This window comes from Bradyrhizobium sp. 45 (assembly GCF_023073155.1).
Classification (GTDB): domain Bacteria; phylum Pseudomonadota; class Alphaproteobacteria; order Rhizobiales; family Xanthobacteraceae; genus Bradyrhizobium; species Bradyrhizobium canariense_D.
This window is the reverse complement of record NZ_JADPIX010000051.1, coordinates 38,102-64,325: the sequence shown is the minus strand read 5'-3', so window position 1 is coordinate 64,325 and position 26,224 is coordinate 38,102. Positions and strand designations below refer to the sequence as shown.

The 26,224-nt window shown below is 60.3% G+C and carries 24 protein-coding genes and 1 pseudogene; 17 read left to right on the top strand and 8 right to left on the bottom strand.

Going from position 1 to position 26,224, the window contains the following annotated elements; all coding sequences use genetic code 11:
• Nucleotides 1-185: 185 nt before the first annotated feature.
• Nucleotides 186-569 (top strand): hypothetical protein, encoded by a 384-nt coding sequence (locus tag IVB42_RS09040; protein ID WP_247470039.1) that lies wholly within the window; start codon nucleotides 186-188, stop codon nucleotides 567-569.
• 198 nt (nucleotides 570-767) lie between these two features.
• Here IVB42_RS09040 and IVB42_RS09035 read toward each other — a convergent pair whose 3' ends face one another.
• Entirely contained in the window at nucleotides 768-1,676 is a 909-nt protein-coding gene (locus tag IVB42_RS09035; protein WP_247470037.1) for a LysR family transcriptional regulator, read from the bottom strand.
• Between the two features lie 319 nt (nucleotides 1,677-1,995).
• Here IVB42_RS09035 and IVB42_RS09030 point away from each other — a divergent pair, with 319 nt between their 5' ends.
• The 4 genes from IVB42_RS09030 (at nucleotide 1,996) to IVB42_RS09015 (ending at nucleotide 7,533) form a co-directional block, all read left to right on the top strand.
• Nucleotides 1,996-2,961, top strand: coding sequence for a fumarylacetoacetate hydrolase family protein (locus IVB42_RS09030; RefSeq protein WP_247470035.1), 966 nt, complete (start codon nucleotides 1,996-1,998; stop codon nucleotides 2,959-2,961).
• 1,845 nt (nucleotides 2,962-4,806) lie between these two features.
• Nucleotides 4,807-5,682, top strand: a complete 876-nt coding sequence (locus IVB42_RS09025) for a 2,3-dihydroxybiphenyl 1,2-dioxygenase (protein ID WP_247470033.1) — start codon at nucleotides 4,807-4,809, stop codon at nucleotides 5,680-5,682.
• Nucleotides 5,679-5,966, top strand: a complete 288-nt coding sequence (locus IVB42_RS09020) for a hypothetical protein (protein WP_247470031.1) — start codon at nucleotides 5,679-5,681, stop codon at nucleotides 5,964-5,966. The genes IVB42_RS09025 and IVB42_RS09020 overlap by 4 nt, the downstream gene beginning before the upstream one ends.
• 208 nt (nucleotides 5,967-6,174) lie before the next feature.
• Complete coding sequence (locus IVB42_RS09015; protein ID WP_247470030.1) at nucleotides 6,175-7,533, top strand: hypothetical protein; 1,359 nt, start codon at nucleotides 6,175-6,177, stop codon at nucleotides 7,531-7,533.
• Nucleotides 7,534-8,257: 724 nt separating this feature from the next.
• Here IVB42_RS09015 and IVB42_RS09010 read toward each other — a convergent pair.
• The gene (locus tag IVB42_RS09010) at nucleotides 8,258-8,563 is read right to left on the bottom strand and encodes a hypothetical protein (RefSeq protein ID WP_247470029.1); all 306 of its coding nucleotides are present in this window, start codon (nucleotides 8,561-8,563) and stop codon (nucleotides 8,258-8,260) included.
• Between the two features lie 265 nt (nucleotides 8,564-8,828).
• Complete coding sequence (locus IVB42_RS09005; protein WP_247470028.1) at nucleotides 8,829-9,008, bottom strand: hypothetical protein; 180 nt, start codon at nucleotides 9,006-9,008, stop codon at nucleotides 8,829-8,831.
• A 101-nt stretch (nucleotides 9,009-9,109) separates the two neighbouring features.
• Between IVB42_RS09005 and IVB42_RS09000 the strand changes: the two genes are divergently transcribed.
• Both IVB42_RS09000 and IVB42_RS08995 read left to right on the top strand, forming a co-directional pair.
• Complete coding sequence (locus IVB42_RS09000; protein ID WP_247441465.1) at nucleotides 9,110-10,087, top strand: virulence-associated E family protein; 978 nt, start codon at nucleotides 9,110-9,112, stop codon at nucleotides 10,085-10,087.
• 415 nt (nucleotides 10,088-10,502) lie between these two features.
• Nucleotides 10,503-10,820: a hypothetical protein gene (locus IVB42_RS08995; protein ID WP_247470027.1), complete on the top strand. Its 318-nt coding sequence runs from the start codon at nucleotides 10,503-10,505 to the stop codon at nucleotides 10,818-10,820.
• A 108-nt stretch (nucleotides 10,821-10,928) separates the two neighbouring features.
• Here the strand turns inward: IVB42_RS08995 and IVB42_RS08990 are convergent, their stop codons facing one another.
• Complete coding sequence (locus IVB42_RS08990; protein ID WP_247441469.1) at nucleotides 10,929-11,228, bottom strand: hypothetical protein; 300 nt, start codon at nucleotides 11,226-11,228, stop codon at nucleotides 10,929-10,931.
• Between the two features lie 144 nt (nucleotides 11,229-11,372).
• Here IVB42_RS08990 and IVB42_RS08985 point away from each other — a divergent pair, with 144 nt between their 5' ends.
• The 3 genes from IVB42_RS08985 to IVB42_RS08975 all read left to right on the top strand — a co-directional run bounded on the left by IVB42_RS08985 (nucleotide 11,373) and on the right by IVB42_RS08975 (nucleotide 13,265).
• A complete protein-coding gene (locus IVB42_RS08985) occupies nucleotides 11,373-11,612 on the top strand; it encodes a hypothetical protein (RefSeq protein ID WP_247441471.1) in 240 nt (79 codons plus the stop codon).
• A 471-nt stretch (nucleotides 11,613-12,083) separates the two neighbouring features.
• The gene (locus tag IVB42_RS08980; RefSeq protein WP_247378193.1) at nucleotides 12,084-12,554 is read left to right on the top strand and encodes a nuclear transport factor 2 family protein; all 471 of its coding nucleotides are present in this window, start codon (nucleotides 12,084-12,086) and stop codon (nucleotides 12,552-12,554) included.
• A 444-nt stretch (nucleotides 12,555-12,998) separates the two neighbouring features.
• Nucleotides 12,999-13,265, top strand: a complete 267-nt coding sequence (locus tag IVB42_RS08975; RefSeq protein ID WP_247378191.1) for a hypothetical protein — start codon at nucleotides 12,999-13,001, stop codon at nucleotides 13,263-13,265.
• A 43-nt stretch (nucleotides 13,266-13,308) separates the two neighbouring features.
• On the opposite strand, the gene IVB42_RS08970 is transcribed toward IVB42_RS08975, so the two are convergent.
• On the bottom strand, nucleotides 13,309-13,572 hold the full coding sequence (locus IVB42_RS08970; protein ID WP_247441473.1) for a hypothetical protein: 264 nt from the start codon (nucleotides 13,570-13,572) through the stop codon (nucleotides 13,309-13,311).
• 1,261 nt (nucleotides 13,573-14,833) lie between these two features.
• Between IVB42_RS08970 and IVB42_RS08965 the strand changes: the two genes are divergently transcribed.
• Nucleotides 14,834-15,049: a hypothetical protein gene (locus IVB42_RS08965; protein WP_247441475.1), complete on the top strand. Its 216-nt coding sequence runs from the start codon at nucleotides 14,834-14,836 to the stop codon at nucleotides 15,047-15,049.
• Nucleotides 15,050-15,164: 115 nt separating this feature from the next.
• Here the strand turns inward: IVB42_RS08965 and IVB42_RS08960 are convergent.
• Nucleotides 15,165-15,398 (bottom strand): annotated as a pseudogene (locus tag IVB42_RS08960) (SOS response-associated peptidase); the annotation flags it as partial.
• Nucleotides 15,399-15,564: 166 nt separating this feature from the next.
• On the opposite strand from IVB42_RS08960, the gene IVB42_RS08955 reads away from it, so the two are divergent.
• Nucleotides 15,565-15,801: a hypothetical protein gene (locus IVB42_RS08955; RefSeq protein WP_247441477.1), complete on the top strand. Its 237-nt coding sequence runs from the start codon at nucleotides 15,565-15,567 to the stop codon at nucleotides 15,799-15,801.
• 1,256 nt (nucleotides 15,802-17,057) lie between these two features.
• On the opposite strand, the gene IVB42_RS08950 is transcribed toward IVB42_RS08955, so the two are convergent.
• Both IVB42_RS08950 and IVB42_RS08945 read right to left on the bottom strand, forming a co-directional pair.
• Complete coding sequence (locus IVB42_RS08950) at nucleotides 17,058-17,486, bottom strand: heme-binding protein (protein ID WP_247384960.1); 429 nt, start codon at nucleotides 17,484-17,486, stop codon at nucleotides 17,058-17,060.
• Nucleotides 17,479-20,490, bottom strand: coding sequence for an FAD-binding and (Fe-S)-binding domain-containing protein (locus tag IVB42_RS08945; RefSeq protein ID WP_247470026.1), 3,012 nt, complete (start codon nucleotides 20,488-20,490; stop codon nucleotides 17,479-17,481). The genes IVB42_RS08950 and IVB42_RS08945 overlap by 8 nt, the downstream gene beginning before the upstream one ends.
• 174 nt (nucleotides 20,491-20,664) lie before the next feature.
• Here IVB42_RS08945 and IVB42_RS08940 point away from each other — a divergent pair, with 174 nt between their 5' ends.
• The 5 genes from IVB42_RS08940 (at nucleotide 20,665) to IVB42_RS08920 (ending at nucleotide 26,081) form a co-directional block, all read left to right on the top strand.
• Nucleotides 20,665-21,864, top strand: a complete 1,200-nt coding sequence (locus tag IVB42_RS08940) for an aminotransferase class V-fold PLP-dependent enzyme (RefSeq protein ID WP_247470025.1) — start codon at nucleotides 20,665-20,667, stop codon at nucleotides 21,862-21,864.
• Nucleotides 21,865-21,908: 44 nt separating this feature from the next.
• Entirely contained in the window at nucleotides 21,909-22,706 is a 798-nt protein-coding gene (locus IVB42_RS08935) for an enoyl-CoA hydratase/isomerase family protein (RefSeq protein WP_247470024.1), read from the top strand.
• A gap of 140 nt (nucleotides 22,707-22,846) precedes the next feature.
• On the top strand, nucleotides 22,847-23,833 hold the full coding sequence (locus tag IVB42_RS08930) for a tripartite tricarboxylate transporter substrate-binding protein (protein ID WP_247367443.1): 987 nt from the start codon (nucleotides 22,847-22,849) through the stop codon (nucleotides 23,831-23,833).
• 175 nt (nucleotides 23,834-24,008) lie between these two features.
• Nucleotides 24,009-24,551 (top strand): tripartite tricarboxylate transporter TctB family protein, encoded by a 543-nt coding sequence (locus IVB42_RS08925; protein WP_247378171.1) that lies wholly within the window; start codon nucleotides 24,009-24,011, stop codon nucleotides 24,549-24,551.
• Nucleotides 24,552-24,563: 12 nt separating this feature from the next.
• Nucleotides 24,564-26,081: a tripartite tricarboxylate transporter permease gene (locus IVB42_RS08920; RefSeq protein ID WP_247470022.1), complete on the top strand. Its 1,518-nt coding sequence runs from the start codon at nucleotides 24,564-24,566 to the stop codon at nucleotides 26,079-26,081.
• Nucleotides 26,082-26,224 lie beyond the last annotated feature (143 nt).

Below are 26,224 nucleotides of genomic sequence, written 5' to 3'. Positions count from 1 at the left end.
TTGTTCCCGCAGGGCGTGCGAGCATACATCACTGATATCGGTACCCACGCGACACGAACTCTGGTCTACGCCGTCAAGCGTTTCAGTGTTTCGGATACAAGGCCGTACCCCACTTCGCTTCCCGCCGCCTGACGACAAAGCTTCGCTTGAGGACTGGATCATTGCCTGGAGCTGAGGTTATTGGAGTGACGGATATCCTGGTTGTTGGCGGAGGGGAAGAGAAACCCGCCGGCGAGTTTTTCTCCACGATGGATGTGCTGGCGACCGGCTTTCTTCGCAAGTACGGTGTCACTCATGTCGGTGTAGCCGGCCACCCGGAAGGAAGCCCGCACTTCTCGAAGGAGGTCGCGATAGAGGCACTGCGGATGAAGAAATCCTTCGGCGAGCGCACAGGAGCCCATGTGCGCATTGTCACGCAGTTCGGTTTCGACGGGGAGAAATTCGTCAGATGGGCCGAGGCGGCGCTGCGCTCCGGGTCGTCGGTGCAATTGAAAAACACCTACAGGAAAATCCCGCCTCTCCGATTGAGCAGATTCATGTCTTTCCATTCGGTGGCGCAAAAAATATGACCCATTGGTTGAAAACGCGTGGGGGTAAGATCCGCACCTACAGGTGTGTTCAAAGCGTTTCGGATGCAGGATATTTGCAAACATACAACTACCGGTCCGGAGGTTTGCCCCGCAGCCTGCTGCAATCCCGTCCCAACCCAACGGAGAGGCGGTAGCGCTGTGGCTTGCTGTCTCGCTCGGCAACACGTCATCGGCGACCTATATATTGGCGGCGCCGACCGCGGCAGAGATTGTCTCAATGAGCCAAATGATTGCTGGATCATTGCTTCTGTAAGTGTGCCATTGCATCGCTAGATCGATGCGTGGGATCTGGAATGGCAGCCGCAGGATTTGGATGGGAACGAGCCGGGCTGCCTCGCGTGCGACGGAAGCATGAACCGTTGCGAGACGATCTGAGCCGACGACGAGTCCTGGTAACGACGTGAAGCTGTAAGTCGTCGCAGTGATAGTGCGTTCAACGCCGATCTCTTGCAGAGCCCGCGTTTCGAAGGACACAGCACCTTTCATCGGCTTCATTACGGCATGAGGTTCTTCGCAATATTGCTGCTGTGTCAGTTCGGACCCAATGCGCGGGTGGTCCTTGTCGGCCACGCAAACGAATTCTTCTTGCAAGAGCACCTGCGATGGGTGATGAGGGGAAGCGAACTCACTTGGAATGATGATCAGATCGGCCTCGCCGCTTTCGAGGGTGCGCTGCGGCTGGTCTGTCTGGGGTCGGAAGTCGAAGCGAATTGGATACCGTTTTGGCCCGATCAGCCGAAGGAAGTGTGGCACGATCATTGCTAGAGTGTAATCTGAAACGTAGATGCGGAACACCCTATCCGATTGCGCCGGATCAAAGCGAGGTGCGGCGATGACCGAAGCGTCCACGCGAACGAGAATATCGCGAAGAGGAATCTTGAGGCCTTCGGCTCGTGGCGTCAGCTCCATTCCGCGGTTAACCTGTACGAGCAGATCGTCACCGAAAAACTGACGCAGACGGGCCAAGGCGTTGCTCATGGCTGATTGCGTCATGTGCATTTTCTCGGCGGCGCGACTGACGTTACGCTCGGTGAGAAGAGCGTCTAGTGCGACCAAGAGATTGAGATCTAAATTCTTAAACCGCAAACACCCCCGCTCCCGCCGTATCCGTATATTTACGATGTGAATTTCGGATATTCAATCTAACGATTTTGCCAATGGGGGTCAATGAAGTTATCTACGACTGAAAGCGACGCGCCGACCAGTCGGTCGTGGGGAGCGCTAGACGATCCGCGGAGGCTCTGAACCACAAGGCGGGCCGAGACATTTGGCACCTTGAAAAGCGGCACAATCTCGAATGCCTGCCTACCCCACTTCATAATCGCCCTTTTTCCGAAGAAGCTCCCGGACATGACGAACCGTCCGGCGACCGGGCTATTTTCCAAAGTACAAGGAGGATTCCACCATGAGATTCGCAACGATAGAAGACGGCACGCGCGATGGGCGGCTACATCTCGTGAGCCGCGACAACAGCCTCTGTGCGCCTTCCCGCAATGCAGTGAACCTTCAAGGCGCGCTGGAGGAATGGGATGCAATGGAACCCAAGCTTCGCATCGAATACGACTTGCTCAACGCCGGTGACGGGATCCCCTTCGATCCTTCGCGTGCGCTTGCGCCACTCCCTCGCGCTTGGCAATGGCTCGACGGCTCGGCCTACGACAGTCATGTGGAGCTAATGCAGACAGCATTCAACCTGGCGCCAATCGACAACGGCGGCAGGCCACTCATGTATCAAGGTCTAAGTGACCGATTTTATTCCTCGGTCGCCAATGTGAGACTCCCCTCGGAAGATGATGGTATCGATTTCGAAGGCGAATTCGGTATCATTCTAGACGCTGTTCAGATGGGAACGAACGCGGTGCAGGCGCGGGAGCATATCCGGATAATTGTTCAGATCAACGACTGGAGCCTGCGTGGGTTAGGCGCAGTGGAGATGAAGACCGGTTTCGGGTGGATCAGCGCGAAACCCGCTTGTTCGATGGCGCCCGTCGCGGTCACGCCTGACGAACTAGGACCCTACTGGCGCGATGCCCGTGTGGATCTCGCCCTTGCGTTGGACTGGAATGGAGCAAGGTTCGGCGCGGCGAACGGCTATTCAATGAGCGCTGGCTTCGACGAGCTCATAGCACATGCCGCCTACTCCCGCGATCTAGTAGCTGGCACGGTGCTGGGCTCGGGCACGGTGTCCAACGTGAATTTCCGCGAGATCGGATCGTCTTGCATCGCCGAGCGCCGTGCCATCGAGATTTTAGATTTCGGTACCCCAAAGACGGAGTTCATGAAATTTGGTGACCGGATACGTATGGAAGCCACGCTGCCCGATGGCACACCGCTCTTCGGCGCCATCGACCAACAGGTAGTCAGGGGCTGACTAGTTTGGCTGTCGGAGCGCGTGAAGGTTCTCGTAAGCAAACGAAAAGAGGTCTGCTCGGCTGATTAGGAGAATGACCCGACTTCGGTCTGAGCGGCTCGCTTCGCATATCCTCAACGGTTACGAGCGACGATCGCGATCGTGGGTTGAGCAGCGAGCCACGACTGGGCGGTTGCGGACTCGCGATCCGCCAGCAGCGGTAACTACTCGGCGCCGTTCCAGAATGCAGATGATACTGGCATGTCGGTGATTGCGCCCGCCGGGCTCGATCATCAGTGCCAAATGACCCTGAGCGGATCAGCCGGCGGACGGCTACGGCGCCGAACTACGCGAAGCACCGTTTCTTTGCTCACCAGCAGCATAAGGCTACTGCCGGTCGACCGCCAAGCGCCCGACCGAGGTGATGGACCATAGAATTCCGCCTCGCTCCTGCGCGCCGATGGCGTCAGAACGCCTTCGACGAAGCGCTCTGTGAATATTTGGCGCCGCACAAGACAGCGTCGCAACGAAAGCGACGAATCACCAGCAGCCGTACGATCCGTCCCGAAAGGAGATCGGTCGCACGCCGCCGATACCGGTTATGAACTCGTCGGGAAAACCGTTCCGCAAGATGGGCACGGACCAATGCTTCCTGACGCCCCGGACCCGCAATAGCGGCCTTATGATCTTCGTAGTATGCATTCTCTGGCGGCGGCCAGAGATCTTCGCCTTGCTCGGCTTCACCCATTCCTGCCGGCGGACCCGAGGCGGCCGGTTCATCGTGAAGCGCAAGACGGAAGGGAAACGCCTGACGCGCAAGTTGACGGCGTTGCGCCAGGACCCCTGGCGGCTCATGCACGAGTCACTGGCCACGCAGCACGAGTGGTTCGCCGCTGTTCCGCGTGGACACCTACGGCTACTACGGCAGGCCGAACGACTACCTTCCGCTCAACGGCTTCTACCTGGAAGTGCATCGGACGTGGATGCGCTGTCTGGGACGGCGCAGCCGGAAAAGTCGGCGCATGGGCTTGTCGGAGTTCGAGACCCTGACGGCAGGCTTTCGTCTGTCCGTTTTACGCATGACTCGCACTTGGCGCAGACGCGGATATGACGCTGGTTACCCTCGAGAAGAGCCGGGTGCCGGAAATCCGACCGTCCGGATATCCGAGGGCGAAAGCCAAATGGCTGAACTACTCGACCACGATCTGTGGGCCGCCCGGTTTACGAGCCGGAAGTTGATTCCCGTGCAGTCTGCTTCAACGGATTCGGTCTGAGGCGCCGCGGCGATAGACCTTCACGCCGCATATGCAAAACGGGCCTGGTCGACGAGCTTTCCGTGACGCCGTAGCACCTCTATCCACGGCATGAATATGAAGTAACACTAAGCTCAATTTCCATGATGGGCTTAGGGCTGCTAGTCAAAATAATTATCACCCGAGGGATCGACTCGAAGGATAGGGGAGAACCCGATGTCGCCACCTCTTATACGCCATTGCCACGCTTAGACGATCACCAACGACTAAGGGACCCGTTCGACCTACGATGTCCAGTTTGGGTGCGATTGGGTTACTCGCTTTCTTAGGTCAACGGAGAGACCGTGCAGAATTCGTCAGTCGACCTCACCTTGGCTACAGCCATGGATCGACATGATGTCGCGGGATGTGGTCGCCACGGGTCGGCTCCAGGCAACGGCGCCTAACATGGCCGATTCCTCTGGGACGGCGGTGTGATGGAAAAGCTCGATCAAAGAACTCCGCCGTTCGCGCGACGCTACGTGCAGGCGGAGCGTCCGTGTGACGAACTGGTGTCTGGCTAGGAAAACTGAATTGAGTAGTTCAACTCAACTCGCTGAGATAAGGAGGCGCAATGGCGCGACTTGTGTACGTGACGATCATCCCGCATGATCCGACGCTGCCGCGGAACGTCGAGGCCGCCGATGACGGACATCCCGTTTTTCGCATAATACGGACAGATTATGAGCGGATTCGCGCGGGACTTGCTGCTGCGCGGCCGGACGTCATCGTGATGGCGTCCGGAGACCATTTCAATCAATGGTTCTATAGCAACATACCGACATTCGCCGTGGGGAAAGGGACGAAATCATCCGGTCCCTTCCCGTGGGAACGGGACGTGTACGGGATAGGCTCGTATGAAACTGCTGGCGATCATGATCTGGGACGTCATCTTCTTGAGCGTGGTCTGGAGCACCATTTCGATTTGGCTGCGTCTGATGTGTACAACATCGATCATGGCTTCACTGTCCCGCTGAACTTCGTCCGACCCGAACAAGACGTTCCTGTGGTACCCCTCTGGACAAACGTGCTCATTCCACCGCTGCCGCCAGGACAGCGCTACTACGACCTCGGCGTGATGCTCCGGTCCATCATCGAGGAATATCCCAAGGATCTGCGAGTTGCGGTGATCGCGACAGGCCACATGACCAATTCCGTCGGCGGGCCCGCGATGCTCCACATGACTGAGGAGCCGGTGACGGAGTGGGACCTGCGCACTTGGGACCTGTTCACCAATGGACGCGTGAAGGACCTTCTGTCCGATTGCACATGGAATAAGCTGTACGAGCAGGGGAACGGAACGCCCGGTTTCATGGTCCATCTGGTGGCCTGGGGAGTGACAGGAGGCAAGGTGCCCAATTGGTCGGATCTTACATCCTCGCCGGTGACCTTTCCCAACCCATTCATTGAATGGAACGAGCAGTGCCTCAACGAAGGAGCACGCAATTGAGCCAACTCGGTTTGAACAGCGCACTGTGGGCTATCTACACGTCTGGGGAGCGAGCCGAACTGCTCAAAATCAACCCCGATGCTTTGATTACAGAGTTCGAACTCACGGAAGATGAGCGCCAAGCGGTTGCGACCCTCGACCTGCGCGGACTGCTGCAGGCCGGTGCCCATCCTTTCCTGATGTACAAAGCGGTGCTGCGCACGTCTGGCCCAATGACTTTCGAGAAGCTGCGCGAATATGTCAAAAAGCTCGAAGGGCTTCAGCTGCGCGACATCGTAACCTGACCACTTCCGCGAAAGAGGCGCCCCATCGCAAACCATAATAACTTAGCGGGGGGCGCGACAATTTCTATCACACCGGTCCTTACGATCGTGTCACCGGCACAGTATGCGCGTGTAGCTCGCGAAGACTACCGAAGGTAGGTGTCGCCACGGGTCACCGTTTTCACTGTCATCTGGCCAAAGCAGAGCCAAAAACTATAAGGGGAAGCACATGACAACTCTTTCGCATACACAAAGGTCGGGCTACGATGCGCTCGTCACAAACCGTAACGGCAAGTTCGGATCTGATCGGCCGGCGCTATTCTCCCCTGCCATCGCTGCCCAGGAGCCGGCCAACTCGTCACAGATCTTCTACAATTTTTCGCCTATTTTGGTTCCCTTCGAATACACGAACTGGGTGGAGGAGAGCCGTGCACACACCACGACGTGCTACATCGGAGACTGGACGCCGATCGGCAAGCTCCTCATCGAAGGGCGCGATGCGTTGGCTTTTCTGTCGTATGCAGGGGTGTCTAAAATCGAACCGTTCGAAATCGGACGCATTCGCCATCACGTGCAAGTGAGTCAGGAAGGGCATGTCGCGTCGGAAGGCATCCTGCATCGTGTCAGCGAGGAGCGATTCTTGTACACGGGTGGCGGTACGGACTATACCGCGTGGCTGCTGGGGGTCGGTGACTGGGATGCGCGAGGCGTGGACATCAGCGCAGAGAACTTCCTCTTCGAGATCCAAGGTCCCAGCTCTCTGAAGGTCGTGGAGAACGCACTCGGGCAGAATCTTCGGGACCTCCGGTTCAACCGGGGGATGCCGGTGACACTGGAAGGTGTCGAGATCCGTCTGCTCCGCACCGGGATCTCCGGCGAGTTGGGATACGAGCTTCACGGTCCTGCCGAGTATGCCGCCAGAACTTGGCAGCGTGTCGTGGAAGCGGGAGCCGAATTCGGCGTCAAGCAGCTCGGCGCCGCCTCGCAGCTGGTGGCGCACATCGAAACCGGGATCCCGACGACGGGATTGGACTATCTCCCCTCCTCTGTGGTGACACCCGGGGCACAGCGTCTTTTTCCGAAAGGTCCGCTGACGGGCAGTTTCATCCCCACGGGAGGCGTTGCGGACTTCTTCCGCTATCCGGGAGAACTCGGCTGGGGAGGTCGCGCGAGCCTGGACTCCCACGAATTCCAAGGGCGTGATGCGCTCCGAGCACAAGCGACCAAAGGTGGACCCGAGCGTCGACTTATGGGCTTGGAGTGGAATTTCGATGACGTACGGAGCATCTTGACTGCAATCTACGACGACGAGTTTACTTCGCCGATGCAAATTCCTCGAACGGTAGGGTTGTCCATGGATCGCGTGCGGTTTGGGGACAAGGACGTTGGCATCTCCAGTTCGCGTACCTTCAGCGCTTCATTGCGGAAGATGATCTCGCTCTGTGTGCTCGACAGGGCCATACAAGCCAATGAGACGGTGACCGTGGTCTGGGGATCGCCGGGGACTTCACAACGTGAAGTGCGCGCGGTGGTGCACGAGCTTCCGATGAAGCCTGACCGGCGACGCACGGACGTCGCCCACCGATAAACATGGGCAGGTATTGGCAGCACCATCTTAGAGGGCGAATGCTTGAGAGGGGGCATTAATGCCAGCGCCGGAGGAGAACCCTCTTGCTCAGCGATCACGCCCGTGCGGTCAGAGGCAGCATGCTTCGACCATCAGGATGAGATCTCCGCATTGTCCTGCCGCTCCCACACGCACTTGTAAGCTGAGTGGCGCAACTCGCCGTCACTATCATTTTTCCGGCCGCTTGGCTCAGAGCTGAGCCGCTATGTCCCCAGAGGTGCAACTCGATAGGGCAATGCCGCCCGTAAAGAAGATGTTCGTCGTCGCGTTGAGTGTTGCCACTTGCGTTGAGGCGAGTCGCAAAAACCCAATATCGGGCCCGTCAGCTGCTTCCCATGACCCGCGTATAGTTAGCCTCTCCGTCAGGGACATATCGATTGTCTGTGCCTGAATCTTCGGTTCCCTTATGAACCGAATTAGGCCAACTTCCCCGCTGTCCGGGAGCTCCTCCAACACGTGGGCGGCCGTCAATATTCCGTGAATCGATCCTACAGACACCAATGCGCCTGAGCCCGCTGGGTGCACATGTTCTCGGCCCGCAATGGTGCTCAGCTTTGCAAAACCGATCGAAAAATCGGCAAGCTGCGATCCAACGGCGGGTATCAACGACGTAATATCTGTCATGAGATTGCCCGAACTCTCCGCGAACGCCGCTCAGCCGCTTCGCTTTCGTGCCCCGGTCCGTTCAAAGGCGTTCCAGGATGTCCTTGTCAGGTCCAACTACGATATCAAGGAGACTATCAAACTGAAATCGATTGCTCGCCTCCACTTCAGCGGGGGTCGCAGCACGCCGACCAAAAATCGCTGATGGCCCCGCGGCTGGCTGAGCGCTCAACATCAACCGATGCGAGAGTGGTAGGAGAAAGCCTGTGGCAATTTCGAAGTCTGGCATCGGTGTGTCACTCAAAACGAGGCTTTCCGCCGGCGCGTCGAGCAACGTGAAATCCATCGTCCGCAATATTGCAGCGATCGGTCCGGCGCCTTGCAGCACTTCCTGCTCAGCGAAGACCGGATTCTGAGGGCTCCCGCTTCTGCAAGAACTGGCTTGACACGTGCCTTCGGAGGGCAACGGTTCAAGAAGAGGGATTTGCTAGGTCCGTTGGAAGCATCACCCTAGGACCAATGCGCCTGCTACCGTTCTCGTTGAGACTCCGCAACGAAATCGCAACGAATTGGGTGAAACGCCGTGAACAAAACGTGGCGAAAGCACGTGCCATAGCAAGAAAAAATCAACAACTTAGAAAATATGCACTGCGTTAACGCGGCGGGCGGCCCTTGATGTCGATCCGAACGCTCCGGTCATCTTCTGCGTTGGCTTTGGTCCCGATTCCGCCCGGCCGGCTTGGGCTGGCATGCACGATGATCGCCGTCACCAGCTCGCGGATGGTCGCAAACTCGGTCGGCGTGCCGCGCTTGAACTCGTCGGCCAGTTCCACAACAGCGCGCTTGTAACGATCGAGCGCCTTGGGGTGCAGCGAGATGACGTTGTCGGTTTCCTTGGCGCTTTCGAGCCCGGCGATGACCTTGGCGCAACATGATGATCAGCGCCATCGCTCGCATTCTCGGCATCGGCGAGAAGGTCGATATGATGGTGATCCTCGAAGGCCCGCAGGGCCTGCTGAAATCGACCGCCGTCCGGACGCTGTTCTATCCGTGGTTCACCGACGACATCGAGCAATTCGGCAGCAAGGATGCCTCTATGCAATGTGCAGGTGTCTGGTGCATCGAGGTCGGCGAGCTGGACGCTATCAGTAAGACGGAGGCTTCGCGGATCAAATCGTTCATTTCGCGCTTCAATGATCGCTTCCGGCCGCCATACGGCAAGCGCATCATCGAACGTCCGCGCAGTTGCATCTTCATCGGAACCACCAACTGCAACGACTATCTGAAGGACTGGACCGGTGCCCGTCGGTTTCTGCCGGTGAGCGTGATCAAGATCGACATCGAAGGCTTGCAGCGTGATCGTGACATGCTGTGGGCCGAGGCCCGCATTCTCTATGAAGCGGGCGTGGCGTGGTGGTTCACGGACAGCGAGACCGGCAAGGCTGCCGCTGCAAAGGCTGAACTGGAGCAGGAAGGCCGCTTCCAGGCCGACCCGTGGGAGCCGCTGATTGCCAACTATCTCGAAAGCCGTCTGCATCAGCCTCCGGATTACCCCGCGTACCGGATTTTGATTGAGCACGTGTTCAAGAACGCCATCGGCCTCGACGAGGTGAAGTGGGATCAGGCCGCCATGAACCGGGTCGCCCGCTGCATGAAACGGCTCGGCTGGAAGCGGAAGCAGCTCACGGTCGAGATCAAAGTGCAGGGCAAGCCGCAGGACAAGCGCGTGTGGTTCTATGTGCGACCGCCGACGAAGGACGAGCTGGTGCAGGACGCCCGCCAAAAGGAGATCGACGCACGCAAGAAGGCCGCCGAGACTGAGCCGGGCAGCAATATCACCACTCTCAAGCAGCTCGCACCAGCCGCCGCCGACGCAGTGGTGATGCAAGAAACCGCTGTGCCGCAGGCGTAATCACCACTGCACCAGTATCACCAGTAAATCTCTTAAGAGAGAGTACGAATAGCGCTTCTATAGGAGTTTAGGAGAAGGCCAAAAAGACCGGTGAAAGGTGGTGCAGTGGTGGCGATCGAAGCGCAGGTTTCGCCCCAGCGGCGAGCCGAGATCGAAGGCCTCGTCAAATCGCTGGCCCCAGTGATCGGCCCGATTTCGTCCTGGCAGCAATCACGCCGCTGAGAGAGCGGATCAAGGAACTCGAGTCGCGCCCGACACTGCGTTACTTGGGCATTTGGGATGCATCGCGGACGTATCCGCCGGGTTCCTTCGTCACACATGCGGGCTCGATTTGGCATACCGACGCGCAAAACACCGGCATTCGGCCGGGTGAAGGCGGAAATTTTTGGCGACTGGCTGTGAAGCGGGGCACAAAATGAAAGTACTGGATGAAGCAAACGCCGAGCTGTGCCGCCATCGCGATCTTGCGTTAACTGCCTATGCGCGCCGTCTGCTTGCTCGCGGTGCCGACATTGACGGAGAAGAGTTTCGTGCGGCCTTGCGCAAATACGGCGTCGAGCTGGAGGTGTGGCGCAGAAAAGCGATGGACCGCTTGCGGCAATTTTGTCGAGGCGATGACGGAGCGGCCGTCCGCCACGCTGCACTAACTGCCGATGATGCTCTAGCGCATCAAGGAGTTCGTAGCGCTGTTAGTCTGCTGTTTTGGGAAAAGCGGAAGTCGCGATGCGCGTAGTTCGACTTCCGAGTCTGGGCGTCGGGTAATCTCCGAGTTCGAAGGCAAAGCGGAAAACCATATGCTCGCGCCTTGGTGCACGCAGCACAACCAAACAGCAGGCGAACGCTAAAAGCCGTTCGCCGCGGCGCTGTCGCGGTCAGCTTGTTTTTGCCGAACAATCGCTAGGCCTTCGCTGCACGCAACAAATTCGCTGCTCCCGAGACGCATTCCAAACTTCTCGCAAAACGAACGATTCTCATCCGTTAATGCCTGCACAAGTTGCTGTTGTGCCGCCGCGCGCATGGCGGGAACAGCGATGAAGGCTGCATAGAGGCCACATGCTACCATCGCGGCAAGGACCAGTGAAAACGCGAGTGAACCTGGAGCACGATTTATGACTGGAGTACTGACGCTGTGTTGGGCCATCGCCGTTTCTCCTCTTAAATATCTGCTGAAAATATCTTTGACGCCCCGCAAATTCTAGACGCTCTTGGCCAGCCCCAACGTGAACCTGTTCACATTGCTGCGCAAGGAAAAACGAGCGTCGGTTTGAGAAGGACAAGCTTGTGGATGCCCTATGGCGATGTCGTGATCGCCCTGTCCACGGTGCTACTCACCAAGCGGACGCTCAATGGCCGCGAGATCGATCAGATCATCTGGGATGTTGAGACACGCAAGGCTTTGGCGATTGAGCAACAGCGCCGGGCAGACTGGCGCAAGGCCGAAGTGGACGCCGAGCGCTTTCGGGCGGAATGTAAGCAGCTCGACGCCGCGCGCTCGCCACATCTTGCCCAAAATCAAGTGGCGTAATCGGCGACATCAATGATCAGAAGACACGGCGGATGTACCCGAGCCTTATGAGCTTGAATGGCCCCGACGTGCAATACCGTCGGGGCCGCTCGATCTCGTTGACATCAACTAGCTGCTGAGCGCGTTCTCTTGCGTCCTGCTGTCGGCACACTGCAAATTGGCTGACGGCTCTTGGCGGACGTGATGAACAAGTAGGCCATCGCGCGCGTCGAGCAAGACACTTTCATTGCCACATGCGTCAACTTGCCTGTCTTTCCCGACCGCACTCCGCCGCATTCTCCAGGAATCCCCGCCCCCGTCCTCGATGATCAAGGTTGGCGCGTGCCAAGCCGTGCAAAACGGCATATACTCGTCAGCCGATAGTATTACAGCCTAATGAAAGAATGCCCCTCGGAACAAATGCAACGCGACGTCCTACGTCAGGAGGACGTCGCGATGCAACTGTGCATCACAATCAGAGGGGAAGTTGTTATGAAGCGACGTTCATTGCTCTTGGCATTGTGTTCTTCCGCTTTCATCTCTGCGCCGGCACTGGCCGATGAGGTCAAGCAGGAGGCCGAAAAATTAGCCGTCGCCTACACCGACTGCGTCGCCAAGAAAGACGCGGCCTGTGTCGCTGCGCTCTATACAAAGGACGGGGTCCAGATCAACCCGGGCGGCGTGTTTTCCGATCTCAAGACCGTATACGAAAACAACTTCAAGAACGGCACCGATCATATTGAGATCAGAGTCGGCAACATGTCGGTCATCAACAGCGATCTGGTCGTTGCCAACGGCGAGACCGACATCTTCGGTAAGGACCCTAAGAGCGGCGACGCCACGAAGGTCACGGTGTTCTGGGGCGCCATCGACATACGTGAAGGCGGCGCGTTTAAAATCCGCCAGTTGACCGTCGGCATGAAGCCGCCTCCGGCTAAGGAAGCCAGCGCGGAGAAGAAGTAGGACGTCATCATGTCGTAAGTCACCACGCGCCCATCCTCTTTGAGGGTGGGCGTTTGATCTTGCTGCACGTCGATCCGAAAGCGAAGTACAGGTGCCTCGAAACGCACACCGCTCGTGCGATGTCTGCAAATGGCCCATGCGTCGGTTGGCGCAGTGCAGCGGCAGGCCTGGAGCCGGGAGTAGAGCCGAAGTCATCGCCTCCGGGTGCAGATCGGCCGTTCAGGTCCGCTGTTAGTGCACTCGGGCGGGCTCCCTTACCGACGCAGGGCGGCGTGGGCTGGCGATGCTGATCTTCCAGCAGCGCGGAAGCGAGCGCGCGCAAGCTCTGCTGGTCATAGCTCGCGCTCCATCGCTGGATGCTTGCCGGGCCTTGCCCTAACTGCTGATCCCCACGGCGCACTGCGAGCGAGGTCTCGCTCGGGCCGAGGCGACAGGAAGCTCTACATGTCCCCCAAAGGGTACGTCGATGATCTCAAGGCGACCGTGCGTTATGCGCTAGAGACAACTCGTGCGATTGCGGTCTGTCCCTTCCACTCTGATGTAACCATCCGCGTGGGTGATGATGCGGCCGAAAGCCATTCCTTCGAACGCGCCAAGAGGATCGTTAAAAGCGACGGTACGAATTGGGATACAAAGGCGCTCAACGAAGAGATTGGTCGGCAACTCAGCGAAGCGGCAGATGGTGAATGCCCCCGCTGCGCGTTGCATTGATGCGACGAAACGGTGCAGCGCGCTCAGGCTTGCGCACGCGATGCTAGTGCGGCTCGGGATTGTCGGCTATCTCGCGCGCCGCCAGATTTAACTCCAGCACTCTGAGGTGTTCGATCAACTGCTCTACGATCTCATGGCAGTCAGATTGCGTCAGTGAATGCACGCCCCGTAGCGTCAGTTGGTTCTGGAGGATTGTCGCCATCATGGCTTTAACGCTCATGGGGACCTCGACTAAAAACTGGATCGTCATAAAATCAATCTGAAGTAGACGCTGACCATGGACGACACGCAACGGCAATGGCTTCACTTTGGGCTCCGTACAATTACGGGCGACGCTCGCGCTATGGTGCGCTGCGTAGCACGCTGTTCGACATTGAAACGCCTCGGTCCGAATTCGAGTCGCTCGAAACAGTTCGTTAGCTTTCGTGTGGCTAGCTGAGAGCGTGCCGATTACCGCTGATTACGGCACACGGAATGGGAATGTCGGCCCCGGCTGTTTCTCCCAACCTGCGGCTGGGGCCGTTTTGAACTTTCGCTGTATCGTTCAACCCGGTCCACAACCATGTTTAGAGGCATTGCAATCGCGCTATTTGGGCTGACCATTCTTTCGCAGGTCGATCAGGCGCTCTGTTACGGCCGAAATACTGACGCTGCGTTCAGGCTTGTGCGGGAGATTAGCCGCAGTTTTGGGCTGTAGGACGGCCGCGCTGCGCTCATTCGGGCGGCGCATACGAGGCCTCTCGACGGCAACTTCTTCAACAGTATTCCCATCGTTCGCGCCATTCGCCTTACTGATCCGGCGTGACGGCCCAGCTCGGCTGCTATCTTCGATACGCCGGCGCCTGCCCGGGCGAGCTTGGACATTGCTGGACTTCGCGCTCGGCCCATTGCTTTGGCTTTTGTGTTTTCATGGTGCGGCGCTCCCCAACCTGCCGCCCTGCCTTACCAGTGAGCCTGGTGGCCGACGCTTGAGAAATTTACGGGTGGACAGCCCGCGCGCCACGAGCGGATTTGTCCAACCTCTCGCCGGCTTATCGGCGGCCTTCTCGTGGATCGGGGCCGGGGATGGTCTTCGCTCGGACGGTCTCGCAGGGGGGCGTGGCCTGCGCGAGGGGACGACAAGCAAAACAAAGAGAAGGTTGATGAGCAGCCACAATCCGAAAATGAGAAGGACAGTACGCACAACGCAACGATCCTAGTGGTTCAATCTAAAACGTATCAATCACAGCCTAGACCGACGCAAAACCCAGGTCTGTCCGCTTTCGAACATTCATGCTGTGCCTGGGCCTGCTAAACTGAACGTTCTTTTTCAGTGCAACCGCGCGATGACGTGTTGCGGATAACGACGGCGGGCGGCCCGTGCGCGGCGGTGGTGGTGGTAGGCCCCTGCTCCATCAGTGTCATCTCGGTCCCGGCTTCCGTGTTGCGGCTAATGTTCCATTTCGGGAACGAGTAAGACGGCATGCCTTTTGAAATTGTGGGCATGAGTCTCGCAACTGCCCTCATTACTGCTAGCATCCTCGTCGTTCTTGCGATCTACTTTTCGGCGGTTTTGCAGGGAGGGAGCGATGTCCTATACGATCGGATTTGTACGTAAGAACGCACGAGATGTTTGGGCGACCGAAATGCCGACAGCTCATCAAGCGGTCGCCATGATTGCGATACTTCAGGAGAGCGCAGAAGAGATCAGGTTCATCAGTTCGCCCCAAGAAGGTGAGATGGGGCTCGAGATGCTCCTGCTGTTGGCGAAGGAAGAAGCTGAAGAACTGCCGAGTGGACGCTGAGGCCAAAGAAGATCGGCCCAGCAGATCGAGGAAGGGATCGTCGTGATCGAGGCTGGATTAGCGCGGTTGGACGACGCAACGACGAGATAACCGACCAATGCTGTCGCGTTAGAGCTGCCGCTCTATCCTCCTTGTCCGCCCCACGCATCACGATCCTGAGCGCATCATCCGGCAACGGCCGTTGCAGCGCCTTAGCCTCAATCCATGGCGCTCGCATCCAGACATCGCGCTCCTTATCCGTCGTGAGGATCACCGGCATCGGCTTCGGATGGATCGGTTCAAGCATGGCGTTCGGCGTAGTCGTCAGGAAACTATAGACAAGGTGCGGGCCTGAGACCGGCTTGAACTTGTGCCGTGGTCCGCCCGGTGCCGACAGGCCGTGCGATGTGTGTCTGTGTCCCAATTCCCACAGTTGCGATCAAAAGCGCATCCGTTTGTCGCGTTTCGAACAGACGGGCCAAATCCACTCCGCTCCAACTTCACTATTGGAAGCAGCCATCAGTTGGGAAGGCGGAATGGAACGTTCCCTGTTAATTGAGATGACGCGCGACAAATATGTCAAGCGGCGCAAGCAGCGAGCTTTTGATCATCTCGACCGAGGTGATCTTAAGAACTCGGTCGCCTCCTTTGTCGAGACTATGAACGCGCGTCCCGATTGCGAGTTGCCAAACTACTTGGCAAGGCTTGGCGGTTCGCTTCTGGCGGCGAATGATGCGCTCGCCTGGAGAACGCTCATTGAAATGTTGAGGTGACGGTCCGATGATAAACATGCGGGATCGGCAATGACAGAGCGCGACAAGGGGTCTCCTCCGTCCAGGTTCTTGGTTCGGCAGGGGGGCAAGGGCTGGATGGTTTACGATCGGCAACGTAGGGGGCCAGCGGTGGTTGGGATCACCCTGGCGGTCAATTTGACCAAGGAACAAGCCGAGCGCATCGAGCGGACGCTAATGGATAAGCGCGAACGTGGGATCATCCCCGATTAGGACAGCGTCCAGGGTCAATTTATTACGGCCTATTACGGGATTGGGTGGATTGTGTGCAACATGATAGGGGGCTTAATGACATATTGTATAGTCGTCAGAGCATCTGGACGAGAGCTAGACCGCTTGCGGACACATGCTGCGCAGATTGCGCGCGATCAGAAATCAGATTGGTGGGTGGAGACAACTGAGAAAGGAAAAGCATTTTGCTTCGAACACGCAAACGCGAGGGTCTCATTCAGTACTGTCTGCGAAGGAGACAGTATTCAGTTCAGCGAAGTCTAATTGGCGCTAGCACCGGCTGGTGGGGCGAAAGGGTTTGGTTAACGCTTCCCTGATACGGTGCGGATCGTCGCAGAACCGTATCGCGTACTGCGACCATTGGCGCTGTATGCAAACAATAGAAATCACTGACCCCCGAGAGGCCCGACGCTGCCGCTTTGCCCAGTATCGGGGCGAAACGGCGGTAGTGGTGTTGAATGGATTGCCCGTCGCGGGGATGATCCATTCGATCATGGAAGATAAGTCGAGCAGCCCAACGCGGTGGTCTGTCACCGTGGCACTCGTCGGATAGTTCAGATTGTCACGCGCTGACCGGAGCCGTGCTTGCCGGTAGCGATGAGCGTAATTCGGTGTAGTCGAGAAGCGTTAATGACGCAAAAGAAGGCCGCTTCTTCCCCCTGACTATGCCATGTGCCGCTTCTCCGCTTGCCATTACCGCGCTTAGTTAGCCGCGCGCGGCGAGTAGCGAAATGCCCGGTCGTGCGGTCTCATCTACCACACGGACACCGGCCGAGCTTTTCCTCATCGTTTCAACCGGTTAGGCTGCGCGCGAATCTCCCACAAGGGGAGAAGGAAGGGGACACCAGCTACCGCCAACCGTTAGGCCACGGAGACCAAGAACTCGGCCGAAACGGTCGGGGGGGAACGTAGGTAGCCCTCTAGGGACTCGAACCCCCGACAAGCGATCCTACGCGGCGCACTCCATAACGTCTTTTGAAGCGCAGGAGCTCTGGGTTGGACGATCACTATCCCGCGTTGGCCTTCAACCCCGCGGCCTGGATGCCGGCTACCGCGCACGCCTCGTCATTGTCGGATGTGTCGCCGGAGACGCCGACGGCGCCGAGAAGCGTCGTGCCGTCCATGATCAGCACGCCGCCGGGGACCGGCACCAGTGCGCCCTTGGCCATGGTGTTCACGGCGTCGATGAAATAGGCCTGCTCCTGCGCGCGCTGGAAGAGTGCGCGCGAACCCATGCCCAATGCGAGCGCGCCATAGGCTTTGCCGTGCGCGATCTCGGCACGCATCAGGCTGGTGCCATCCTGCGCCGCGGCGATCTTGAGCACGCCGCGGGCGTCGAGGATGGTGACCACCAGCGGCTTCAGCTTCAGCTCGGTGGATTTCGCGAAGGCGGCGTCGAGGATCTTGCGAGCGATGTCGAGGGTGAGGTCAGCCATGACTGGTTTCCTTTGCAACGGGAGGGGTTGTGGATTGGGTCTTCGCACGATCAAGGCTCATCGCCAGCACGCGCGCAACGTGAAGCGCCTCGCGCTGGGCGCCGTCGTGGATCTGGTGTCGGCAGGAGGTGCCGTCGGCGACGAGCAGCGTATTCTGGTCTGCGCGCCGCACGGCGGGTAGCAGCGAGAGCTCGGCCATCTCGATCGAGGCATCGTAGGTGTCTGCGCCATAACCGAAGGCGCCGGCCATGCCGCAGCAGCTCGACTCGATGGTCTCGACCTCAAGACGAGGGATGAGGCGCAGCACCTGCTCGACCGGCTTAAACGCGCCGAAGGATTTTTGATGGCAATGGCCGTGCACCAGGGCTTTGTCGGCGACGGTGCCGAGCGGCAGTTGCAGCCGGCCAGCCTCGGCCTCGCGCACCAGGAATTCCTCGAAGGTCAGCGCGTGGGCGCCGACGGCCTTGGCGTCGTCGTCCTTGCGCAGCGACGCGAGCTCGTCGCGCAGGGTGAAAAGACAGCTCGGCTCGAGACCGACGATCGGCACGCCGCGCGTGGCGAAGGGCGCGAAGGCGGCGACAAGACGATCGAGCTCGGATCTGGCTTCGTCGACGAGACCGGCGGACAGGAAGGTGCGGCCGCAGCACAGCGGACGGCCGCCGCTTGCGGGTTTCGGCAGATGCACGCGATAGCCCCCGGCCGAAAGCACGCGCAGCGCGGCCTCGAGGTTTTCGCGCTCATAGATGCGGTTGAACGTGTCGGCGAACAGCACGACCTCGCGCCCGGTTTCCGGCCCGACCGCTTCGGCCGTGGGCACGAATACGTCGCTGCGGAACGCGGGGAGCGGGCGGCGGGCGCTGATGCCGGCAAAGCGCTCGAACAGCTTTCGCAGCAGCGGGCTGTGGTTGCGCAAATTTGCCAGCGGCGCAAAGCGCGACGCGAGGCCGGCATAGCGCGGGAGGTAGCCGACCAGCCGGTCGCGCAAGGTCAGGCCATGCGAGGCCGCGCGCGCGGCAAGCACCTCGATCTTCATCTTGGCCATGTCGACGCCGGTTGGGCATTCGTGGCGGCAGGCCTTGCAGGACACGCAGAGCTTTAGCGTCTCCATCATCTCGTCGGAGGAGAGCGCGCCCGCGCCAAGCTGGCCGGAGATCGCGAGCCGCAAAGTGTTGGCGCGCCCTCGCGTCACGTCCTTCTCGCTGCGCGTCGCGCGGTAGGACGGACACATCACGCCGCCCTCGAGCTTGCGGCAGGCGCCGTTGTTGTTGCACATCTCGACCGCGCCCTGAAAGCCGCCGCCGGCCCCGGGATAAGCCGACCAGTCGAGTTTTGTCTTCAGCTCAGCGACGCGATACTCAGGCTTGAAGCGAAATAGCGAGCGGTCGTCCATCCTGGGGGCGTCGACGATCTTGCCGGGATTGAGCACGCCATCGGGATCGAAGCGCTGCTTCACTTCCCTGAAGTCGGCAACGAGGCGCTCGCCGAACATCGTTGCGTGGAATTCGGAGCGCACCAGGCCATCGCCGTGCTCGCCGGAATGCGAGCCCTTGTATTCGCGCACCAGTTCGAAGGCTTCCTCGGCGATGGCCCGCATCGCCTTGACGTCCTTCTCCAGCTTCAAATTCAGCACGGGCCGCACATGCAGGCAGCCTTCGGAGGCGTGAGCATACATGGTGCCGCTGGTGCCGTGCTTGGCAAACACCTCGCTCAGCCGCGCGGTGTAGTCGGCGAGATGCGGCAGCGGCACGGCGCAGTCCTCGACGAAGGAGACCGGCTTACCCTCCTGCTTCATCGACATCATGACGTTGAGGCCGGCGGCGCGGAAATCGGCGATCCCGCTCTGCAGCGCGGGCTTGGTGATTTCCACCACGCCGCCCCATTTGCGCTTGTCGTTGTTCCAGCCGAAGCCGAGATCGCCCATCAGCTCGCCGAGCTGCTTCAGGCGCACGAGGTTGTCCGCCTGATCCTCCTCGGCGAACTCGACCACGAGCACCGCATCCGGATCACCCTTGATCACAGTGGAGATGATGGGCCGGAACATCGCGATGTCGCGGCCGAGTGCGAGCATGGTGCGGTCGACCAGCTCGACCGCGATCGGCTTCAGCTTGACCAGATGCTGGGTCGCGTCCATCGCCTCGAAAAAACTGCCGAAATGGCAGATGCCGAGCACCTTGTTGCGGATCACGGGCCACAGCTTCAGCTCGACCTTGGTGGTGAAGGCAAGCGTCCCCTCGGAGCCGACGAGAAGGTGCGCCATGTTGCTGCGCGCATTGCGCGGCACCAGCGCATCGAGATTGTAGCCGCCGACACGGCGCTGCACCTTTGGAAAGCGTGCGGCGATCTCGTTAGCCTCGCGGGCGCCGAGATCGAGCATGTCGCGGAACAGGGCGCGGGCGCTGTCGTTCGCATCGAGATCGGAGAGATCGCGCGAGACTTCGCCGAAGCGGCTCAGCGTCCCGTCGGCGAGCGCGGCCTCCATCGACAGCGTGTTGTCGCGCATGGTGCCGTAGCGCAGGCTGCGGCCGCCGCAGGAATTGTTGCCCGCCATGCCGCCGATGGTGGCGCGCGACGCCGTGGAGACGTCGACCGGAAACCAGAGGCCGTGCTTTCGGAGCTGGCGGTTGAGGTCGTCGAGCACGATGCCGGGCTCGACCACGCAGGTGCGCCCTTCGACGTTGAGCGACAGGATTCGGTTCAGGTGCTTCGAGAGATCGACAACGAGGCCGTCATTGACGGTCTGGCCGCATTGCGAGGTGCCGCCGCCGCGTGGGGTCAGCTTCAGTCCCTCGTCGCGCGCGATCGCCAGTGCCTTGAGCGCCTCGTCCATGGTGCGCGGCACCACCACGCCAGTGGGCATGATCTGGTAGAAGGACGCGTCCGTGGCGTAGCGGCCCCGGCTGAAAGCGTCGAACAGGACGTCGCCGGTCACTTCCCGGGCCAGACGTGTCGCAAGGCCGTCCTTTTTGGCCGATTCCTGTGATTTCCCGGGCACTTCCGCCGCCATGGTCCGCTCTTGCCTGTTCGCCGCCCCCGTCTTGCCTCCGGTCACGTCCCTTGGCAAGGCGAGCCCTGCTTCTTGTGCATTGACGGCCCCCGCCCGGCGAGGGACAAGCCCGGCGAATAGTGATATTCGAGCGGCTTGCGCAGCCGACAGACTCAAAGACCGGGAAGGACGCCGATGACCGTGCATACTGGAAGGCATTTTCTCCAGATTCCAGGACCGACCAACGTGCCCGACCGGGTGCTGCGGGCGATGGATATGCCGACGCTGGACCATCGCGGTCCGGAGTTCGCAGAGCTCGGTTTCGCCGTTCTCGCCGGCATGCAGCGGGTGTTCCGCACCAAGCAGCCCGTGATCATCTTCCCCTCGTCCGGCACCGGCGCCTGGGAAGCTGCGATGGTCAACGTGCTCGCGCCCGGCGACAAGGTCCTGATGTGCGAGACCGGCCAGTTCGCCGTGCTGTGGCGCGGTATCGCCGACAAGTTCAAGCTCGACGTCGACTTCATCCCGAGCGACTGGCGCCATGGCGCCGATCTCGCCGAGATCGAGAAGCGCCTTGTGGCCGACAAGCAGCACACGATCAAGGCGGTCTGCGTCGTCCACAACGAGACCTCGACCGGCTGCGTGACGCCGCCGCTGGAGGTGCGCAAGCTGCTCGACCGCGTCAAGCATCCGGCGCTGCTGATGGTCGACACCATCTCCGGCCTCGGCTCGATGGAGTACGAGCACGATGCCTGGGGCATCGACGTCTCGGTCGCCGGCTCGCAGAAGGGCCTGATGCTGCCGCCGGGCCTCGGCTTCAACGCCGTCTCGGAGAAGGCGCTCGCGGTGGCCAAGGCCAACCCCGGCATGCGCTCCTATTGGGACTGGCAGGAGGTCATCGGCTTCAACAAGCTCGGCACCTTCCCCTATACGCCGGCCACCAATTTGCTCTACGGCCTGCGCGAGGCGATCAAGATGCTGGAAGAGGAGGGGCTCGAGAACGTCTGGACCCGCCACAAGCGCCACAGCGCGGCGACCCGTGCCGCGATCAAGGTCTGGGGCCTGGAGACGCAGTGCGCCGATCCTGCCGCGCATTCGCCGGCGCTGACCGGCGTGCGCGTGCCTGATGGCCACGATGCCGACGCCTTCCGCAAGGTGGTGCTGGAAAACTTCGACATGTCGCTCGGCACTGGCCTGAACAAGGTCAAGGGCAAGGTGTTCCGCATCGGCCATATCGGCCATTTCAACGACCTGATGCTGATGGGGACGCTCGCCGGCGTCGAGATGGGCCTCGATCTTGCAAAGATCCCGCACCGGAGCGGCGGCGTGTTGGCGGCCATGGACGTCCTGAAGGGACGCGACGCGGTGCCGATGACCAAAGCTCAGGTGGCCTGAAGGCCCAGGTTGCGTGAACTAACCTAGAAAAAAGAGAGCGCGCGATGAACGCACCGACGACCGCCAACGAAGACCTGCTCTACTCCGTCACGGACGGCATCGCGCGGATCACCTTCAACCGCCCGCAGGCGCGCAACGCATTGACCTTCGCCATGTACGAGCGCATGGCGGAGATCTGCCAGGAGATCAACGCCGACCGCTCGATCAAGGCGCTGATCCTGACCGGCACCGGCGACAAGGCGTTTGCCTCCGGCACCGACATTTCTCAATTCCGTGCGTTCAAAACCGCGCAGGATGCGCTCGACTATGAGGCCCGCATCGACCGCGTGCTCGGTACGCTCGAGCAGTGCCGCGTGCCCGTGATCGCGGCGATCGCGGGGGCATGCACCGGCGGCGGCGCCGGAATTGCGGCTTGCTGCGACCTGCGCATCGGGACTGAAACGACGCGCATCGGGTTTCCGATCGCGCGCACGCTCGGCAACTGCCTGTCGATGTCGAACATCAGCCGCGTCGTCTCGCTGGTCGGCCCCGCCCGCACCAAGGATCTGATCTTCAAGGCACGCCTCGTCGAAGCGCCGGAAGCACTGGCGCTCGGCCTCCTCAACGAGATCGTTCCCGACCTCGAGACGCTGCAGCGCCGCGCTGACGAGACCGCCAGGCTGGTGGCGAGCCACGCCCCGCTGACACTTGAAGCGACCAAGGAGGCAGTGCGCCGCATCCGCCGCACGCTGTCGCGCGAAGAGGGCGAGGATCTGATCCTCAAGGCCTATATGAGCGAAGATTTCCGCGAGGGAATGGACGCCTTCCTCAACAAGCGTACGCCGAACTGGAAAGGCAAGTAGCGAATCTCCGGCTTGGCTTCGTCAGCCGAAAGTCATAGGCACCGGGATGTTCGGCTGCTTGAACTCGCCAGCATTAGTCCGCACAATGCGTCGATAAATTCCTGGCAAACAAAGCCAACAATAGCCGTGGGGCGAAACTCGTGCGAATTCTACTGAAAGCTGTTGGCGTTGCAGCGGTGGTATCGTTGAGCACGCCGGCGTTTGCCGGCTGGGAGCCGACCAAACCGGTCGAGATCGTGGTCGCGGCGGGCGCGGGCGGCGCCTCCGACCAGATGGCGCGGATGATGCAGGCCGCCATCCAGAAGAACAATTTGATGAAGCAGCCGATTGTGGTCTCGCTCAAGGGCGGGGCTTCCGGCGCGGAAGCACTGATGTACATGAAGTCCAGCGAGGGCGACCCCAATAAGGTGCTGATCGCCTATTCGCTGATCTACATGCTGCCGCTATCGGCAAAGATCCCGTTCAACTGGCGTGAGCTGACCCCGGTTTCGGTGATCGCGCTCGACCAGTTCGTGCTGTGGGACAACAGCGCGGGTCCCAAGACGGTGAAGGAGTTCGTCGCCGCCGCGAAGGCGGCAGCCGCGCCGTTCAAGATGGGCGGCACCGGCTCGAAGCGCGAGGATCACGTGCTGACCGTGTTCCTCGAGCAGAAGACCGGCGCGAAATTCTCCTATCTGCCCTACAAATCCGGCGGCGAGGCCGCGACCCAGCTCGTCGGCAACCACACCGAATCCAACGTCAACAATCCATCCGAAAATCTCGAAGTCTGGCGCGCGGGCCAGGTGCGTCCGCTCTGCGTGTTCGACAAGGAGCGAATCTCCTACACCAGCAAGGTGACGGAGACGCAGTCCTGGGCCGACATCCCGACCTGCAAGGAAGAGGGCGTCGATGTGCAGTATCTGATGCTGCGCGCGATGTTCCTGCCCGGCAAGGTCACCGCGGAACAGCAGGCGTTCTATGTCGAACTGTTCCACAAGGTGACGCAGACCGCGGAATACAAGGACTACATGGAAAAGCAGGCGCTGAAGCCGATCTTCCTCACCGGCAAGGACATGGTGCAATTCCTCGAGGAGGACGATGCAGTCAACAAGTCGCTGATGACGGAAGCCGGATTCGTCGCGAAGTAGCCGTCTTCACCTCGCCCCGCTTGCGGGGAGAGGTCGCATCGCATCGAAGAAGCGATGCGGGTGAGAGGGACTCTCCGCGAGTCCGTCTATCACCGTCCTCGTGGAGACTCCCCTCACCTAACCCTCTCCCCGCAGACGGGGAGAGGGGATTGGCCACAGCGATTGTTGCTCGTTCATGCCCCAAACCGATCTTGAAATCGTCGTCGACGATCCGACCGCGCCCGAAGTCGACTCGCCTTCCGTCGTCTCCTCCGGCACGATCGAGATATTCGTCTGTCTCCTGTTGCTCGCGCTGGCCGCGACGCTCGGCTACGACAATTGGCGCACCGGCGCCTCCTGGGATTCGACCGGGCCGGAGCCCGGCTATTTCCCGTTCTACCTCTCTGTCATTCTCGGCAGTGCCAGCCTCTACGGCCTGATCGTGGCGCTGGTCGCGCACCGCGCGGCACCCGAAACCTTCGTCACGCGCGCGCAAGCCCGCCGCGTCATGGCGGTGTTCGTGCCGACGCTGCTGTTCTGCCTGGCGACGCAGTTTCTCGGCCTCTATGTCGCGAGCTTCCTTCTGATCGCGAGCTTCATGCGTCTCGTTGGCAAGATCGCGCTGTGGAAGTCGCTGCTCACCGCTGTCGTATTCACGGCGATCATGTTCGTGACCTTCGACGTCGCCTTCGACGTCATCATGCCGAAAGGGCCGCTCGAAGCGGCCTTCGGCCACTAAGGCGAGCCCGCGATGGAAGCTCTCGGCCTGTTGCTTCACGGCTTTGCGGTCTTGCTGACGTGGAAGACCCTCGTGCTGATGATGGTCGGGCTGGTGCTCGGCATCTTCGTCGGCGTCTTGCCCGGACTCGGCGGACCCAACGGCGTCGCGATCCTGTTGCCGCTCACCTTCACGATGGATCCGACCTCGGCGATCGTGATGCTGTCCTGCATCTATTGGGGCGCGCTGTTCGGCGGCGCGATCACCTCGATCCTGTTCAACATCCCGGGCGAGGCCTGGTCGGTCGCGACCACCTTCGACGGCTATCCGATGGCGCAGCAGGGCAGGGCGGCGGAGGCGCTGACGGCGGCGTTCACGTCCTCCTTCATCGGCTCGCTGGTCGCGGTGCTCCTGATCACCTTCCTCGCCCCGATGATCTCGTCCTTTGCGCTGAAGTTCGGCCCGCCGGAATTTTTCGCGGTGTATCTTTTGACCTTCTGCTCCTTCGTCGGACTCGGGCGCGAGGCCAAGCACAAGACCGTCATCTCGATGTCGCTGGGGCTGTTGCTCGCCGGCATCGGCATGGACACGGTGTCTGGCAATCTGCGCATGACCTTCGGCTCGTCCGAGTTGCTCCGCGGCATCAACTTCCTCGTCGCCGTCATCGGCCTGTTCGGCATCAGCGAGATCCTGCTGACGATGGAGGAGCGCCTGGCGCTGCGCGGACACGCGGCGAGCATTTCGTTGCGCGTCGTGCTGAGTGTGTGGAAGGACCTGCCGAAATACTGGGTGACGCTGCTGCGCTCATCCTTCATCGGCTGCTGGCTCGGCATCACCCCGGGCGGCGCGATCGCTGCCTCTTTCATGGGGTACAACCTGGCAAAGCGTTTCTCCAAGGATCCCGAGAGCTTCGGCAAGGGCCGTATCGAGGGCGTGTTCGCGCCGGAGACGGCGGCGCATGCCTCCGGCACCGCGGCGCTGCTGCCGATGCTGGCGCTCGGCATTCCCGGCTCCGGCACCGCCGCGATCCTGCTCGGCGGGTTGATGGTGTGGGGGCTCAATCCGGGACCGCTGCTGTTCGTCGAGCACAAGGATTTCGTCTGGGGCCTGATCGCCTCGATGTATCTCGGCAATGTCGTCGGCCTCGTGCTGGTGCTGACGACGGTGCCGATCTTCGCCTCGATCCTGCGCGTGCCGTTCGCCGCGGTGGCGCCGATGATCGTGGTGTCCTGCGCGATCGGCGCTTATGCGATCCAGAACGCGATGTTCGATATCTGGCTGATGCTCGGCTTCGGCGTCGTCGGCTACGTCTTCAAGAAGATCGGCATTCCGCTCGCACCGTTCACGCTGGCGCTCGTGCTCGGCAACCGCGCCGAGGATGCCTTCCGTCTGTCGATGATCGGCGCGGGCGGCGACCTCAAGGTGTTTTGGTCGAACGGCCTGGTGGGCTCGATCACAACCTTGGCGATCGTGCTGCTGTTTTGGCCTGTGATCGACGGCTTGCTCACCCGTGTCGGATTGACGCATCGGTCCAAGCAGGCGCCCAGCTAGGTAGAATATCCCCTGGATTCAGATACATAGGGGTGATGTCGCTCTAGGCTTGGGCGTTGCACGCCCCGATTGTTTCCGGTTGTTGCTGGCGCGGCACAGCCGTTGGGCGCTCCTCCGCGTATATTTTCATCATCAAATTGGGG